The sequence below is a fragment of the Hydrogenophaga sp. ANAO-22 genome, from assembly GCF_042466645.1.
GTDB lineage: Bacteria > Pseudomonadota > Gammaproteobacteria > Burkholderiales > Burkholderiaceae_C > Hydrogenophaga.
In genome coordinates, this window is record NZ_CP159956.1 from 155,993 (window position 1) to 171,379 (window position 15,387).

At 66.8% G+C, this 15,387-nt stretch carries 9 protein-coding genes; 3 read left to right on the forward strand and 6 right to left on the reverse strand.

Translation table 11 applies throughout. The features are described from left to right. Positions 1-11 precede the first annotated feature (11 nt). Genes ABSY19_RS00755 through ABSY19_RS00765 form a run of 3 tightly spaced genes read right to left on the reverse strand, consistent with a single transcriptional unit; the run spans position 12 to position 4,798 of the window. Positions 12-1,406 (reverse strand): TIGR03013 family XrtA/PEP-CTERM system glycosyltransferase, encoded by a 1,395-nt coding sequence (locus ABSY19_RS00755; protein ID WP_382158185.1) that lies wholly within the window; start codon positions 1,404-1,406, stop codon positions 12-14. Further along, positions 1,403-3,472 (reverse strand): O-antigen ligase family protein, encoded by a 2,070-nt coding sequence (locus tag ABSY19_RS00760; RefSeq protein WP_382158187.1) that lies wholly within the window; start codon positions 3,470-3,472, stop codon positions 1,403-1,405. The genes ABSY19_RS00755 and ABSY19_RS00760 overlap by 4 nt, the downstream gene beginning before the upstream one ends. A 3-nt stretch (positions 3,473-3,475) precedes the next feature. After that, positions 3,476-4,798 (reverse strand): UDP-glucose/GDP-mannose dehydrogenase family protein, encoded by a 1,323-nt coding sequence (locus tag ABSY19_RS00765; protein ID WP_291118608.1) that lies wholly within the window; start codon positions 4,796-4,798, stop codon positions 3,476-3,478. Positions 4,799-4,999: 201 nt separating this feature from the next. On the opposite strand from ABSY19_RS00765, the gene ABSY19_RS00770 reads away from it, so the two are divergent. The 3 genes from ABSY19_RS00770 to ABSY19_RS00780 all read left to right on the forward strand — a co-directional run bounded on the left by ABSY19_RS00770 (position 5,000) and on the right by ABSY19_RS00780 (position 12,279). Further along, a complete protein-coding gene (locus ABSY19_RS00770; protein ID WP_382158189.1) occupies positions 5,000-6,385 on the forward strand; it encodes a chondroitinase-B domain-containing protein in 1,386 nt (461 codons plus the stop codon). Between the two features lie 375 nt (positions 6,386-6,760). After that, complete coding sequence (locus ABSY19_RS00775; protein ID WP_382158191.1) at positions 6,761-8,983, forward strand: hypothetical protein; 2,223 nt, start codon at positions 6,761-6,763, stop codon at positions 8,981-8,983. A gap of 731 nt (positions 8,984-9,714) precedes the next feature. After that, the gene (locus tag ABSY19_RS00780; protein WP_382158193.1) at positions 9,715-12,279 is read left to right on the forward strand and encodes a hypothetical protein; all 2,565 of its coding nucleotides are present in this window, start codon (positions 9,715-9,717) and stop codon (positions 12,277-12,279) included. 81 nt (positions 12,280-12,360) lie between these two features. Here the strand turns inward: ABSY19_RS00780 and ABSY19_RS00785 are convergent, their stop codons facing one another. From ABSY19_RS00785 to ABSY19_RS00795, 3 genes are all read right to left on the reverse strand, one after another. After that, positions 12,361-13,383: a polysaccharide deacetylase family protein gene (locus ABSY19_RS00785; RefSeq protein ID WP_382158195.1), complete on the reverse strand. Its 1,023-nt coding sequence runs from the start codon at positions 13,381-13,383 to the stop codon at positions 12,361-12,363. Between the two features lie 154 nt (positions 13,384-13,537). Then, entirely contained in the window at positions 13,538-14,614 is a 1,077-nt protein-coding gene (locus tag ABSY19_RS00790; protein ID WP_382158197.1) for an acyltransferase family protein, read from the reverse strand. Continuing rightward, on the reverse strand, positions 14,611-15,306 hold the full coding sequence (locus ABSY19_RS00795) for an SGNH/GDSL hydrolase family protein (RefSeq protein ID WP_382158199.1): 696 nt from the start codon (positions 15,304-15,306) through the stop codon (positions 14,611-14,613). The genes ABSY19_RS00790 and ABSY19_RS00795 overlap by 4 nt, the downstream gene beginning before the upstream one ends. Between the last annotated feature and the right edge of the window lie 81 nt (positions 15,307-15,387).

Consider the following 15,387-nt stretch of genomic DNA (forward strand, 5'->3'; position numbering starts at 1 on the left):
CGCCCAGGCGCTTACTGCGCGCCTTTGCCCGTCAGCACCACGCCGACGGTTTCGAAGATGACCACGAGGTCGAGAAACAGCGAGTGGTTCTTCACGTAGTAGAGGTCGTACTGCAGCTTCTCCGCCGTGTCTTCCACGGTGGAGCCGTACTGGTAACGCACTTGCGCCCAGCCGGTCACGCCGGGCTTGACGCTGTGGCGCACCGCGTAGAACGGAATCTCCTGCGTGAGCTTCTCGACGAAGAAGGCGCGCTCGGGGCGCGGGCCGACCAGGCTCATGTCGCCGTTGAGCACGCTGAAGAGTTGCGGCAGTTCGTCGATGCGCAGCTTGCGGATCACCTTGCCCACGCGCGTGACGCGGCTGTCGCCCGCCGTCGCCCAGCGGGGAATGCCGTCCTTCTCCGCGTCGGTGCGCATGCTGCGGAACTTCACGACGTTGAAGGGCTTGTTGTTCAGGCCCACGCGCTCCTGCTTGTACAGGATGGGGCCGGAGCTCTCCAGCTTGATGACGAGCGCCGCCACCAGCATGATGGGCAGGGCGAGCAGGATCAGCACGACCGCGCCCGCGATGTCGAACAGGCGCTTGATGGTGGTGCGCAGGAAACCCTGATCGAAGCCTTCGCCGAAGATGAGCCAGCCGGCCGACACCGCATCGAGGCGGATCTGGCCGAGGTTCTGCTCGAAATAGGTGGCGATGTCGGTCACGCGCACGCCCGCGAGCTTGCAATCGAGCAGCTCGCGCATGGGCATGCTGCCGCCGCGGCGTTCGGAGAGCGCGATCACGATCTCGTGGACGCCCTTCTCGGCCACCACTTCGGTGAGCGACTGGCCCGGCTGCAGCGTGCCCCAGTTCGTCACGAGGTGCTCGCGCTCGTTGGGGCTGGCGAAATAGCCGCAGAGTTCGGCGCTCGATGAGGCCTTGAGCAGGCTCTGCCCGACCGCCTGCGCTTTCGCGCCGGTGCCGTACACCAGCACCTTGCGGCGCGTGAGCGACTTGGGCAGGAACTCGCCGGTAAGCACCTGGATGACCAGCAGCAGGCCGGTGGCCATCATCACGATCACCACGGCCCAGGTGTGCCCGTAGAACGCCTTCATGGGCAGCAGCAGCAGCACGCCCACCACGATCAGGCCCATCATCATGAACGAGACCAGCACGCGGGCGCGCAACTGCGTGTTGTTGAACACGCTGCCCCGTTCGTACAGGCCCAGGGCCGAGTTGACCGCCAGGAAACCCATGCTCATGAGCAACGCACGGAACAGGCCTTGTCCAATCTGCACGGCGGTCAGGTCTTCCGCGTCGGAAAGAAACACCAGGGTCGCCATGAACGCCGCGCTGATCAGGAGCAGGTCCATGAACATCTGCAGCAGCGTGCGGCGATCGAAGTAGTGGTTGAATAGCTTGATCAAACTTCTTTTTCCTGTAATGGCCCCGGGGGCTGTGCACGGCTCGGGCGCCCGTCCGAGAATACCGCCGACACCCCCTTCTGACGTTCTGTTACATAACGTGAATATTGCGGAATTCGGCGGAAGTGTGATGTTGTCAACAGGATCAGCAGCAGCATAAAAGCGATGCGCGGCAATTCGGTGACGCTGATGACCAGGCCGAGCACGCCCATGGCCGAGAGCGAGCCGGCCAGCGCCAGGGCCAGCGGATCCCCCGCCTTGAGGCCTTGAGCCACGCAGCGCCACGCCCACGCGGCGAGCAGGCCCAGCACCAGCCAGCCCAGCAGGCCGCGCTCGATGAGGATTTCCAGGTACAGGTTGTCCATGTGCCAGGGCTTGAAGCTGCTCTGCGCGGCGGGAAACCAGTAGCGCAACCCGGCCGAGAAGTCCGTGTTTTTCAGGATCTGCACGCCTTGCGGGTCCAGCAACTCCACCGCGTGAATGCGGGCCGCGTGCCCGGTGCTCAGCACCGTCAGCGCGAACATGCCGTCGCGCCAGGATACGGCACGGCTCGCGTCCGAAAAGACCTGGCCAGACAGCGGGATGTCGTGCCACTGGGTCGCATCCGTGACGGCGGCCTCGGGCCTCACGTGCTTCCACTGGCATCGGAAGTCGTACAGCAGGTGCCGTTCGCACACGCTGAACAGCACCACCACCGGGGCGTCGGTCTCGTAGCGGACCCGCACGCGGTAGTGCCCTTGTGGGGCCAGCGGGATGCGCTGGGTGAGACCGAAGTCGTAGGCGGCCTCCTGGCGCGTCGGCGGCCCCGAGAGCACCACCTGCCCGGCGCCTGCCGCGTCGCGCCGCCATCGCGCCTGCCCGGGAAACTCGCCATCCGGCACGCGCGCGCTGTAGTGCGCGGGCAGGCGCCCCGCGCCCAGGCCCAGCACCCAGTCGGCGGGCGTGCGCAGCAGGCCCAGCCCGCTCTGCCAGTGCGCCACGCGGTCCACCAGATCGGTTTCCGACTGCGCAAGCCGGCCTGTCATGAACGAGTGCCCACCGAGCACCCACACCGCCTCCGCCAGCAGCGCGAACACCAACACCCGCAGCGCCCAGCCGCGCCGCCGCCCACCGGACGCCGGCTGGATCTGGCAGCGCCTGGCCACGATGGCCATCACCATCAGCGAGACGGTGACCGCGAGGTACAGCCCTCGGGAATACGTGGTCAGCACCGCGTAGGTGCCCAGGACGGCCAGGACCGCCGCGCAGGCCCAGCGCCAGCCGCCCGGCGCCAGCCAGACCGCCCAGAACGCCAGGGGCACGGCCATCGCCAGGTGGGCGTCGATGGCGCCGCCGCCCACGTGCATTTCCCAGAAGTTCGCCACCGTGCGGTAGGAGTCGGAGAAATTCAGCACACCGACGTACCGCCCGCGCTCCCACAGCACGAGCACGCAGACCCAGGCCAGCCCGCAGAGCAGGCCCGCGAGGGTGAAGCGCGCCATCTCCCGCTGCCGCTCGACCGGCACCCGCCGCAGCACGGGATACAGCAGCAGCGCCCAGAGCAGGCTTTTGGACACGCGCAGCGGGTTGAAGGCGCTGGCGTAGTCCGCGTGCAGCGCCCGCAACCAGCCGTCGCCCGAGGCCCAGCCGGCCGCCACCGCCCGCGCGCTGACACCGGCGTCCCGCAGCCCGATGAACAGGCTCAACAGCGCGGAGGCACCCAGCGCGACGAGCAGCCCGACCCACACCCGGTCGGCCTGGACCTGGGTCTCGCTGGATGAAGAGGATGCCGCACGGCCAGAGAAGGCCTCGAACCCGGACCGCGCATGCGCGCCGGCCAGCACCGCGAGCACCAGCAGGTCGAATTCGTCGATCAGCCACCAGCCCGTGGAGGGCGCCAGGCTGGCCACGGGCAGGAGCATGGCCAGCAGTCCCCCGACGGTCCAGGGCCGCCAGGCGGCGGCACCCATGCACAGGCACAAGGCGCCCACCAGGAGCGCGGGGGCCAGGGGATGTTGAACGGCCAGACCCAGGCAGGTCAGTGCCGCGAGGGCGCCCAGGATCAGCGCGCCTGATCGCGGGCGCGCCATGGCTCAGCGCCCGATGGGTAGGTAGTCGAAGCCCTGGCTGCGCACCCAGGCCGGGTCGTACAGGTTGCGCCCGTCCACGATCAGGGGCTGTTTGAGCTTGGCCTTGATCAGGTCGAAATCGGGACTGCGGAACTCCTTCCACTCGGTCACGATGATCAGCGCGTCCGCCCCTTCCAGGGCCTCGTTGGGGTTCTGGGCGTAGCGCACGCGGGATTCGTCGCCCAGCACGCGCTGGGCTTCGTGCATCGCAACCGGGTCGTAGGCCGTGGCGGTGGCGCCGGCAGCCAGCAGATCGGCCAGCAGCTCCAGGCTCGGCGCTTCGCGCATGTCGTCGGTATTGGGCTTGAAGGCCAGGCCCCACACGGCGAAGTGGCGACCCTTCAGGTCCGCGCCCAGCTTGCGCTTGATCTTGTCACCCAGCACGTGCTTCTGCGCATCGTTGGCCGCCTCCACCGCGGTCAGCACCTTCAGGTCCAGGCCGCCTTCGTCCGCCGCCGTCTTGATCAGGGCCTTGACGTCTTTCGGGAAGCAGGAACCGCCGTAACCAGCGCCCGGGTACAGGAAGTGGTAGCCGATGCGCGGATCGGAGCCGATGCCCTGGCGAACGCTCTCGATGTCGGCGCCCAGCTTCTCCGCCAGGTTGGCCAGCTCGTTCATGAAACTGATGCGCGTGGCCAGCATGGCGTTGGCCGCGTACTTGGTGAGTTCGGCGCTGCGCACGTCGGTGACGATCAGGCGCTCGCGGTTGCGCTGGAACGGCGCGTACAGCGCGCGCATGAGGTGCACCGCCTGCTCGTCGTCGGCGCCCACGATGATGCGGTCGGGCCGCATGAAGTCCTCGACCGCCGCGCCTTCCTTGAGGAACTCGGGGTTGGACACCACGGCGTAAGGCGTGTCGACGCCGCGCTTCTGCAGCTCCTCGGCAATCGCTTCCTTCACGCGGTCGGCCGTGCCCACGGGCACCGTGCTCTTGTCCACCACCACCTTGTAGTCGGTCATGCGCTGGCCGATGCTGCGCGCCGCGGCCAGCACATAGCGCATGTCGGCCGAACCGTCCTCATCGGGTGGCGTGCCCACCGCGATGAACTGGATGGTGCCGTGGTGCACGGCGCGGTCGACGTCGGTGGTGAAGTGCAGCCGCCCCGCCGCCACGTTGCGTTTGACCATCTCCTGCAGCCCGGGCTCGTAGATGGGAATGCCGCCCTCCTCGAGGATGCGGATCTTGTCGGGATTCAGATCCAGACAAAGCACATCGTTGCCCACCTCCGCCAGGCAGGCCCCGCTGACCAGACCCACATAACCCGTCCCTACCACAGTGATTTTCATGATGATTTTTCTCAGGCCGATAGATTCACAAAGCGCTCATCATAGCGACCGAACAAGTCGTTTTCAGCATCGAAATGCAGTCATAACGTTGCATTCGACACGCTCGCGGCTATCATGACCCGGACACAGAAACGGGGAACTCCATTGAAACCGAGGCGCAGATGGTTGTGGTTCGCTGCGTCAGGCCTGCTGGTTTTCCTCATGGCCGCCACAGCCTTTCTGGTGAGCGACCGGGGGCAGCGCCTGTATGCCGAGGCCAGTTCCCGGAGTCCGCAGGAGCTGATCCGCCACGCACAGCACCGGCTGGAAGGCCACCGCGTCCTGGAGGGCTTGCTGCTTCCAGGACTGCATGCCCTGCAGCGCCGCTGGGAAAGGACACCGCCACCGGGACCTTTGCCCACGCTCGGCAAAGGCCAGCAGATGGTCTCCATGGCGCCCGCGGTGCCCGGAGCCGGCACGGTGATCCGCGTGGACACGGCAACCGGCCTGGCACAGGCTCTCCGGGAGGCCGGCCCCGGCACCCACATCGTCATCGCCCCTGGCCGATACAGCGTCAACAAGACCCTGCGGCTCGGGCAGGACGGCCGCGCACAGGCCCCCATCCTGGTGAGCGCCCTGGTGCCTGGCAGCGTCCAGCTGGACTTCACCCAGGAGGCAGGCATCCAGATCGACCGGCCCTACTGGGCCTTCGAAAACCTCAACATCCGCGGCGCCTGCGCGCGCGAACACGACTGCGAGCACGCCTTCCACGTGGTGGGTCGCGGTGCCTTCGCCACGCTGCGCAACAACCACGTGCAGGACTTCAATGCGCACATCAAGGTCAACGGCCTGGACGGCGAGTGGCCCGACCACGGCCTGGTGGCCTTCAACACCCTGACCAACCGCGCCACCCGGCAAACCGACAGGCCGGTCGTGATGCTCGACCTCGTCGGCGCCAGCCATTGGAAAGTGCAGGACAACCTGGTCACGAACTTCGCCAAAGGCCAGGGCAACCGGGTCGCGTATGGGCTGTTCATGAAGGGCGCCAGCGAAGGTGGGCGCATCGAACGCAACCTCGTGATCTGCTCGCCCACGGACGTGTCGCGCCCGGGCGAGCGGGTGGGCATCTCGTTCGGCGGGGGTGGCACCCAACCGGCGGCGGTGTGCCGCTCGGACGGCTGCGCGGCCTTCGAGCACCGCCACGGGCTGGCCGCCAACAACATCGTGGCGCACTGCAACGATGCCGGGCTCGACATCAACCGCGCCAGCGACATCGTGCTGGCCCACAACACCCTGATCAACACGGCGGGCGTCTCCGCCCGGCGGGCCCCGACACAGGCCCGCCTGCTCAGCAACCTGTTCGAAGGAAACATTTCGGAGCGGGATGGCGCGGCTTTGGGCCTCGAATGGAACGCCCAAGCGCCGATGGCGCAGGTTTTCGTGAACCCGGATGCCTTACTTCTCCAATGGTTCGAGCCGCCGGAAACAATACCTTCGCGGACCTTTGTAACCAATGATTTCCGGGGTCTCGCGCGGCGGGACGCCACGCTGCCGGGCGCGCTGGAGCAGGATTTCCCTGGGAAACCCGCATCGGTCTCCGCGAATTGACGCCATGCCGCCCGAGCGGTCACTCTGACGGCAAGAAGTGCAACTCGTAACACGTGGCAACAGGGCTGTAGGGCGAGTCCTACGACAATAAGGGCTGCGGGGCATTTGGCGTGCCAGCCATTCCCTGGTTTCCCGGCCACGACTCCAAAGCGCTTGGGCGCTCGGTCAGGTCGGGTTTTTTGTGCCATCGGCATTTCACGAGGTGGGTCCATGCTCCCGCATGTCGTTCTGGACGGCGTGCCTGTCGGTCAACGCTCCAACCGCTGAAATGCCGCCCGTAAAGTCAACCGACGCGCTTTTTTCGTGAACGCGGTCACAAGCCGCCGACATTTTCGACCGTTCGTTCCCGCCAGCACACCTCTCACCGGCATCGCCATGAACCCTTCCAAGACCCCCGCCATCCGCGACGCCAAGTGGCTCTCCGTGCTGTTCATGATGGCGGCCATCTCGGGTTGTGGCGGCGGTGGCGGTGGTGGTACCGCGTCGGCGCAAACCCCCGGCGAGACCGTGACCTCGACGCCCGCGCCGGCACCGGCGCCCTCGATCTTCCCGCGTCCTCCGGCACCCGCCCCTGCACCAGCCCCCTCCCCGGCTCCCGCGCCTGCGCCCGCACCTGCTCCAGCACCAGCCCCCGCCGCTGGCGTCGGTGGTCTGGCCTGCGCGGCCAACGCCATCACCTGCGTGGAAGTCTCCACCGGCACGGCCTCCAGCACCCTGCCCATCACCTTCGGTCAGCCCTTCAAGGCCGGCGCCGTGCAAGCCAACCAGGGCCTGGTCGCCACCGACAGCAGCGGCGCAAGCGTGCCCCTGCAGATGGATGAGGTGACCTCCCACCGCGACGGCTCCCTGCGCTTTGCCGTCCTCAGCGCCAAGGTCAGCAACCTCGCTGCCAACCAGCCCAAGCTGATCAACCTGTTCGCCGGCGCCAAGTCCTCGGCCACCCAGACCATCCCCGCCAGCCCCGACTGGAACCTCGAACTCGAGGCCAAGGTCTACAACGGCAGCACCCTGGTCTCCACCCTGGTGACCAAGCCCCAGGACCTGCTCAAGCAGCAGATCGCCCAGGGCTCGGGCCGCCGCCTCAACGGCAGCGTGGCCACCGAGTACACCGTGGTCGCGCCCTTCAAGGACAGCGCCTCCAACGCCGAGCACCCCCACCTCTCGGCCCGGCTGCACACCCGCCTGTACGACGGCGGCGCCAGCATCCGCACCGACATGGTCCTGGAGAACAACTGGACCTTCAAGGCCAACCCGGGCAACCTCACCTATGAGCTGACCGTGCGCCGCAACGGCCAGGTCGTGCACACCCAGCCGCGCATCACGCACAACTACCAGGCGCGCTGGCACAAGGTGCTCTGGACGGGCAACACGCTGCCGCAGTACCGCGTGCGCCACCACATGCCCTACTTCCTGGCCAGCAAGGCCACCTGGAACTACGACCTGAGCCTGCGCATTCCCGACTCGGTCCTGGCCGACGAGGCCCGCGTGCTCGCCAGCGCGAACACCGCGCCCATGGGCCCGGCCATGCTGGTGCCGTACTTCCCCACCACCGGTGGGCGTTCGGAGATCGGCCCGCTGCCGCGCTGGACCGCGCTGTACCTCATCACCCAGGACGACCGCGCCCGCGCCAGCATGCTGGCCAACGCCGACGCCGCCGCCAGCGTGCCCGTGCACTACCGCGACGAGGGTTCCGGCCAGCCGCTGGATGTGCAGCGCAACCCCAACGTGTCGGTGCGTTTCGGTGAGTCTTCGCCCAAACTGCCCACGCCGACAGGCACCACGATCTACACGCCGGACACCGCCCACCAGGCCTCGTTCGCCTACATCCCCTACCTGATCACGGGCGATGCCTTCTACCTGGACGAAGCCATGTTCTGGGCCAGCTGGAACATCGCCGGGGTCGACCCGTTCTACCGCGAAGGCACCAAGGGCCTGATCTACGGCAACGAGGAACGCGCCCAGTCCTGGGCCCTGCGCTCCATCGACGAGGCCTCGCGCATCGTGCCCGACAACCACCCCATGAAGTCGTATTTCCAGACCCGGTTGGCCAACAACCTGAACTGGTACGTGCAGAACTACCCGCAGAACGCCAACGCGGCCGCCCGCTCGCCCTTCGGCGCCATCAAGAGCCCGTGGGACACCAAGAAGGCCGGCCCCTGGCAAAACGACTTCATGACGCTGGTGCTCGCACAGATCGCCGAGGACGGTGACCCGCAAGGCCGCGCCATGCTGAACTGGATCACCCGCTTCACCGTCGGCCGCTTCCTGAACGAAGCCAACGGCTTCTGCGTGGCCAAGGCCCCGGGTTACTGGTGGGACGTCACCGACTCGGGCAACCAGTTCTTCAGCAGCTGGAAAACCTTGTTCGATACCAACTACGCCAGCCTCAAAAACACCCCGTGCGCCGGCATGGCGATCACCGAAGGCTCACCGGACCGCGTGGACGACTACGCCGCCTACGCCCGCGCCATGCTGGCCGCCACCAGCAGCGCCGGTGTCACCGGTGCCAGCACCGCCTACGCCACCTGGAAGTCCATGACCCCGAGGATGGACGCGGGCTTCGCCAGCGACCCCACCTGGGCCATCGTTCCGCGCTGAGCGGGCGACAGCGGCGGTCCACCCCAGCGGGTGGGCCCTGCCCATCAGCGCCGCCCAGCCTCTGGACCGCGGCGCGAATTTTCCTGTGAATGCGGCCGTTGGCCGCCCATCCCTCAACGCCCGCTCGTTGACGGGGAATTCCTTGCGCATTGCCCGCTAACACGCGGCTTCGAAATGCCGTCATCGGAATTCTTTCTTTCATATTCTTTCAACTCGCCCCCTTTCCCAAAACGGAAAAGGATGGCCCAATCCTTTCAACGGGCAAAAACCGCCTTCTGGCGGTTTTGGCTAATGTTTCATCATTTCGATCCGATAAGTCAACCTTAATTTAATTGCAGCATTTTCCGAATTGGCGCACTCAATGCGCCCGACGCTCAGTGCAGTGCCTCCCGTGGGGAAACCACGATTGAGGTAACCAACTTTCCCGCTAGGCAAATCGCCCGGCACGCGCTGCCAGGCCATTCCACCTTGGCTTCTCGAAAAAAGAAGTCACAGCCGTGAAATGGCAACGGGAAGTTAATAAAACACCCCAATCATTTCAACATGTTTCGCGACATGCATCACGAATGCCGCGCATCGTTTCCGGACGCCTGCCCATCGGCTTGCATTCCGAAAATGGCGGCAATCGAATTACATTGAATTCCAAGATCTGTTGACCCAGCAGGCCAATGCTTCGATCAGCCGTGTGCAAGCGGTTTTTTTCCCCTTTTGACTTTCAGGTGCGTCCTTCCATGTCCTCATACCCCTCCCATTCCCGCCCGGCATCGCATGCCAGGGTCTTGGCCGCCTGCGCGGTGATGTTTTCGATGGTGGCCGCGTCGGCGCAGGCCCAAAGCACCACCACCACCGCAACCACCAGCGCCAACTGGAACCAGCTCTCCAAGGAGGGCCAGCTCTTCCTCGTTTCCGGCACCAAGAACGTTCGCTATGGCACCGGCAGCCGCTGGGTCTACAAGTCCGTGCGCACGGTTGGGCTCTGCTCGACCGGCTATTTCGGCTCCGATCCGGCCCGTGGCTCGGCCAAGACTTGCCAGGTGATGGCCGCCGCCACCCCGGCACCGGCACCGGCACCTGCACCTGCACCTGCACCTGCACCTGCACCTGCACCGGCACCGGCACCTGCACCGGCACCTGCACCGGCACCGGCACCGGCACCGGCACCGGCACCCGCACCCGCACCCGCACCCGCACCCGCACCCGCACCCGCACCCGCACCCGCACCCGCACCCGCACCCGCACCCGCACCCGCACCCGCACCTGCACCTGCACCTGCACCTGCACCTGCACCTGCTCCTGCTCCTGCTCCTGCTCCTGCTCCTGCTCCTGCTCCGGCCGTGGGCTCCGGTGGTCTGGCCTGCGCGGCCAACGCCATCACCTGCGTGGAAGTCTCCACCGGCACGGCCTCCAGCACCCTGCCCATCACCTTCGGTCAGCCCTTCAAGGCCGGCGCCGTGCAAGCCAACCAGGGCCTGGTCGCCACCGACAGCAGCGGCGCAAGCGTGCCCCTGCAGATGGATGAGGTGACCTCCCACCGCGACGGCTCCCTGCGCTTTGCCGTCCTCAGCGCCAAGGTCAGCAACCTCGCTGCCAACCAGCCCAAGCTGATCAACCTGTTCGCCGGCGCCAAGTCCTCGGCCACCCAGACCATCCCCGCCAGCCCCGACTGGAACCTCGAACTCGAGGCCAAGGTCTACAACGGCAGCACCCTGGTCTCCACCCTGGTGGCCAAGCCCCAGGACCTGCTCAAGCAGCAGATCGCCCAGGGCTCGGGCCGCCGCCTCAACGGCAGCGTGGCCACCGAGTACACCGTGGTCGCGCCCTTCAAGGACAGCGCCTCCAACGCCGAGCACCCCCACCTCTCGGCCCGGCTGCACACCCGCCTGTACGACGGCGGCGCCAGCATCCGCACCGACATGGTCCTGGAGAACAACTGGACCTTCAAGGCCAACCCGGGCAACCTCACCTATGAGCTGACCGTGCGCCGCAACGGCCAGGTCGTGCACACCCAGCCGCGCATCACGCACAACTACCAGGCGCGCTGGCACAAGGTGCTCTGGACGGGCAACACGCTGCCGCAGTACCGCGTGCGCCACCACATGCCCTACTTCCTGGCCAGCAAGGCCACCTGGAACTACGACCTGAGCCTGCGCATTCCCGACTCGGTCCTGGCCGACGAGGCCCGCGTGCTCGCCAGCGCGAACACCGCGCCCATGGGCCCGGCCATGCTGGTGCCGTACTTCCCCACCACCGGTGGTCGCTCGGAGATCGGCCCGCAGCCGCGCTGGACCGCGCTGTACCTCATCACCCAGGACGACCGTGCCCGCGCCAGCATGCTGGCCAACGCCGACGCCGCCGCCAGCGTGCCGGTGCACTACCGCGACGAAGGCTCCGGCCAGCCGCTGGATGTGGAGCGCAACCCCAACGTGGCCGTGCGCTTTGGCTCCTCCACGCCCAAGCTGCCCACGCCGACGGGCACGACCATCTACACGCCGGACACGGCGCACCAGGCCTCGTTCGGCTACATGCCCTACCTGATCACGGGCGATGCCTTCTACCTGGACGAAGCCATGTTCTGGGCCAGCTGGAACATCGCGGCGGTGGACCCCTACTACCGCGAAGGCGCCAAGGGCCTGATCTACGGCAACGAGGAACGTGCCCAGTCCTGGGCCCTGCGCTCCATCGACGAGGCTTCGCGCATCGTGCCCGACAACCACCCCATGAAGTCGTACTTCCAGACCCGGTTGGCCAACAACCTGAACTGGTACGTGCAGAACTACCCGCAGAACGCCAACGCCGCCGCCCGCTCGCCCTTCGGTGCCATCAAGAGCCCGTGGGACACCAAGAAGGCCGGCCCCTGGCAGAACGACTTCATGACGCTGGTGCTCACGCAGATCGCCGAGGACGGTGACCCGCAAGGCCGCGCCATGCTGAACTGGATCACCCGCTTCACCGTCGGCCGCTTCCTGAACGAAGCCAATGGCTTCTGCATGGCCAAGGCCCCGGGCTACTGGTGGGACGTCACCGACGCGAGCAACCAGTTCTTCAGCAGCTGGAAGACCCTGTTCGACACCAACTACGCCGGCATGAAGGGCGCTTCCTGCAGCGGCATGGCGATCACCGAAGGTTCACCGGACCGCGTGGACGACTACGCCGCCTACGCCCGCGCCATGCTGGCCGCCACCAGCAGCGCCGGTGTCACCGGTGCCAGCGGCGCCTACACGAAGTGGAAGTCCATGACCCCGAAGATGGACGCCGGCTACGTGAACGACCCCACCTGGGCCATCGTTCCGCGTTGATCCCGATTCGACCGCTCTGAGCTTCAGCAACCCTCTCTTCGCAGAGGGTTGTTTGTTTTTGGCGGGTGATGCGCGAGGCGCTCAGTGCGCGACGGCCGCGACTGCCTGTGCGGCCCCGGTCCGCGAACGCGCCAGTTGCTCGATGCGGGTCAGCGTGGAGAAGGTCCCGCCCAGGCGGTTCTGGAAGAAGCTCAGCACGGACTCGATGTTCGCCAGGAAGGCGACCAGGTCGGACTCGGTCTTGACATACGGGGTGTTGCCCGGCTGCAAGGTCGGCGAGTGGTAGGTCAAGGTGAACACACGAACGCCTTCGTGGAACAGCGTGGTGAGCAGACGCTCCTGCGACTGCACATCGAAGCCTTCCGGGCTCAGCCTGCCGCGCTCCAGCCACTTCATGCGGCTCATGACGCCGGGCAGGCGCAGCCGCTGCGAGAGGTTGCTGCCGATGAGCCAGGGGTTCGCGGGGCCCATGCGGCGCAGGCGGCCCGAGTAACCCACGGTCATGGGCACTTCGAGCAAGGCGTGCGAGGCGTCGGTGAAAAAGGGGCGGTCGGACATGCCCTGGTAGTTCGGCCCGCCTTCGAAGGAAAAGTTGGTGTGGGGCACCACGCTGCAGTCCACGGTGTAGCCGAGTTCCTGCAGGATGCCGAAGGTGTTCGGCCCCACGCCGTAGCGCCCGGCCTTGAACACCCGCGGCGCGCGGCCGAAGGCCTGGGCCACCGCGTCGGTGCTGGTGCGGATCTTGGCTTCCTCCAGCTCCAGGGGCAGGTTACCGTGGTACGAGTTGAACACCGACACCGTTTCGCTGTGCGGCGGCGTGACCCAGGGATGGCAGTGGGTGCCGAATTCCGCGCGGCCCGCGTCCACCAATCCGCGCAGGTAGCGGGTGGCGGCCACCGAGCTGGCCACCGGGTAGTCCATGACGTAAGTCGGCACGACGCCGAACCGGTCGTAGAGCGCGTGCACCCGGTCCTGGGAGGAAATGGACTGGGTGGCGGTCGCCTGCCGGTTGAAGGGCTGGTTCCAGTTGAACTCCTCTTCGGTATCGACGACCACCAGCAGCACCGGCGCGGCAAGGCCCAGTTCGACGGGCTGCGGGTCCAATCCCGGCAATCTCATCGAATCCCCTCCCGGAAGCCGTGTGGCGTTGAGCATTGTTGTACGTTCCCCTTGGGGCCAGCGCGATCAGCGAACGGCCCAGCATACCGCGCCGGCAGGTGGGCGGGTGCGGAGTTCTTCACACTTCTCCTCCATGCCTTCAGCGCGCGATCCACTTGCGCAGCACTGGCCCCAGCTTCTGCTCGACCCCGACATTGACCGCCCAGGCCACCAGCAGGGCCAGGGCGATCATGCCCAGGGTCACCAGCGTCATGCCCCAGGACGCGACCAGGCCGGACGCCACCGCCACGCTGAACAGGGCATAGCCGGCGTGCTGGTGGATCAGGTACAGCGGGTAGGTCAGGCGGCCGGACAAATCGCTCCATGTCGAGGTTTCAATGGGTACCTTGCGGCGAATCATCCAGTAGAAGAAGGCGAAATACGACAGCAGGATGGCCTCGATCACGAGGTTGTTGGGGCTGTCGTCCAGGGCCAGCAGCTGCTCCAGGCTGTCTGCCTGGCCATTTTCACGCCACAGGTACATGCAGGCCAGCGCGGCGCAACCCAGCAGCGCCAAGCGCCGACGGGTGGTCCAGCCCGACTGCCGCACCAGGAAGAAGAAGGCGCCGGCGGCGAACAGGGGCGCCCATTGGGCGCTGGTGACGATCTCCACGGTGTACATGGGGCGAATGAAATTGACCAGCGACAGGCCCAACCAGAGGATCAGCAGCGTCTCGATGCGCTTGAGCTGCCCGGTGGCGATCGCCACGCCGATCCAGAAGTAGAAATTGATCTCCACCGCCAGCGACCAGTACGCGCCGTCGACAAGGTTCTGGCCGAACACCCGGGGCAGCATGGTCAGGTTGGCCGCGTACTGGGCCCAGGACTCGGGCTTGAACGGCGCGGCCGGCGCGGCCAGCTCGATCAGCACCGTGAGGGTCATGCACACCCAGAAGGCGGGCATCAGCCGGGACACGCGGGAGGCGATGAAACGCCGCACGCTCGAATTCTGGGCGGTCATCATGATCACGTAGCCGCTGATCATGAAAAACAGGTGCACCCCCACGTAGCCATAGGAAAAGACGTGGTACAGGATGGGGCTCTGCTGGCCCTGGATCGAGCCATCGCGAACTCCCGCATGGAAGTAGTGGAAGCCGACCACGATCAGGGCGGCGAAACCCCGGAGCCAGTCCAGTGCGGGTTGGCGGTGCGACTGCGGTGGTGGCGATTCGATCATGCGGGTTTCTTGGTCAGGGCGGCCTCGATGGCCTGGAGCAACAACTGGGAACCGGTGGCATCGAGATGCAGGCCATCGGCCGCCAGGGACGCGCGGGCCAGGGCGCCCTGCCCCGGCACCGCGTCGACCATGGCATGGCCGCGCTGTCGGCACATCTCGGCCACCGACGCGTTGATGGCCTCGGCCGGGTTGCCGGGCGGCACGGGAATGCCGACACACACCACCTGGGCGGACGCGGGCATGCGGTCCAGGATCGCACCCCAGGCCAGCCGCACGTCTTCGGGCGTGCGGCCCTCGATCAGGTCGTTGGTGCCCGCGCCGAGCACCACCGCGCGGGCCCGGGGCAGCGAAGTGTAGCGATCGAGGCGCTGGCTCAGCCGCTGGGCCGTTTCACCGCCGATGGCGAAGTTGTAGGCCTGCGCCAGGCCCCCCGTGGGCAAGGTCTGGAGGTGGCTGTCGCCGAAGAAGAGGATTGCGCCACGCGGCACCAGGCGGTCCACGCTCAGCTGGTGGGCGATCGTGCGCCGCTCGAAGAGGCGCTGGGACACCGTGGGCGCGGACTGCCAACGCTCCAGGCGCCACAGGAACGCCTCCGAAAGGCGCGCGGAGCCGCCAATCGCCAGGACCGCGCAGGCGATCAGCGCCGCCACGCCCCAACCCATCCACAGCGATAACCTGGGTGAATGTTTCACAAGATCAAAAGGCTTCGAGCCCGCAACAATGCGAGAGGGTCTGTTGCAAGAAGTCCTGCATCTTGTCAGTGCCGTTTGGTC

Coding starts and splice junctions, on each gene's coding strand:
- ABSY19_RS00760 (WP_382158187.1), bottom strand. CDS start 3,472: ATGGCGCGCCCGCGATCAGGCGCGCTGATCCTGGGCGCCCTCGCGGCA.
- ABSY19_RS00765 (WP_291118608.1), bottom strand. CDS start 4,798: ATGAAAATCACTGTGGTAGGGACGGGTTATGTGGGTCTGGTCAGCGGG.
- ABSY19_RS00770 (WP_382158189.1), top strand. CDS start 5,000: ATGGCCGCCACAGCCTTTCTGGTGAGCGACCGGGGGCAGCGCCTGTAT.
- ABSY19_RS00775 (WP_382158191.1), top strand. CDS start 6,761: ATGAACCCTTCCAAGACCCCCGCCATCCGCGACGCCAAGTGGCTCTCC.
- ABSY19_RS00780 (WP_382158193.1), top strand. CDS start 9,715: ATGTCCTCATACCCCTCCCATTCCCGCCCGGCATCGCATGCCAGGGTC.
- ABSY19_RS00790 (WP_382158197.1), bottom strand. CDS start 14,614: ATGATCGAATCGCCACCACCGCAGTCGCACCGCCAACCCGCACTGGAC.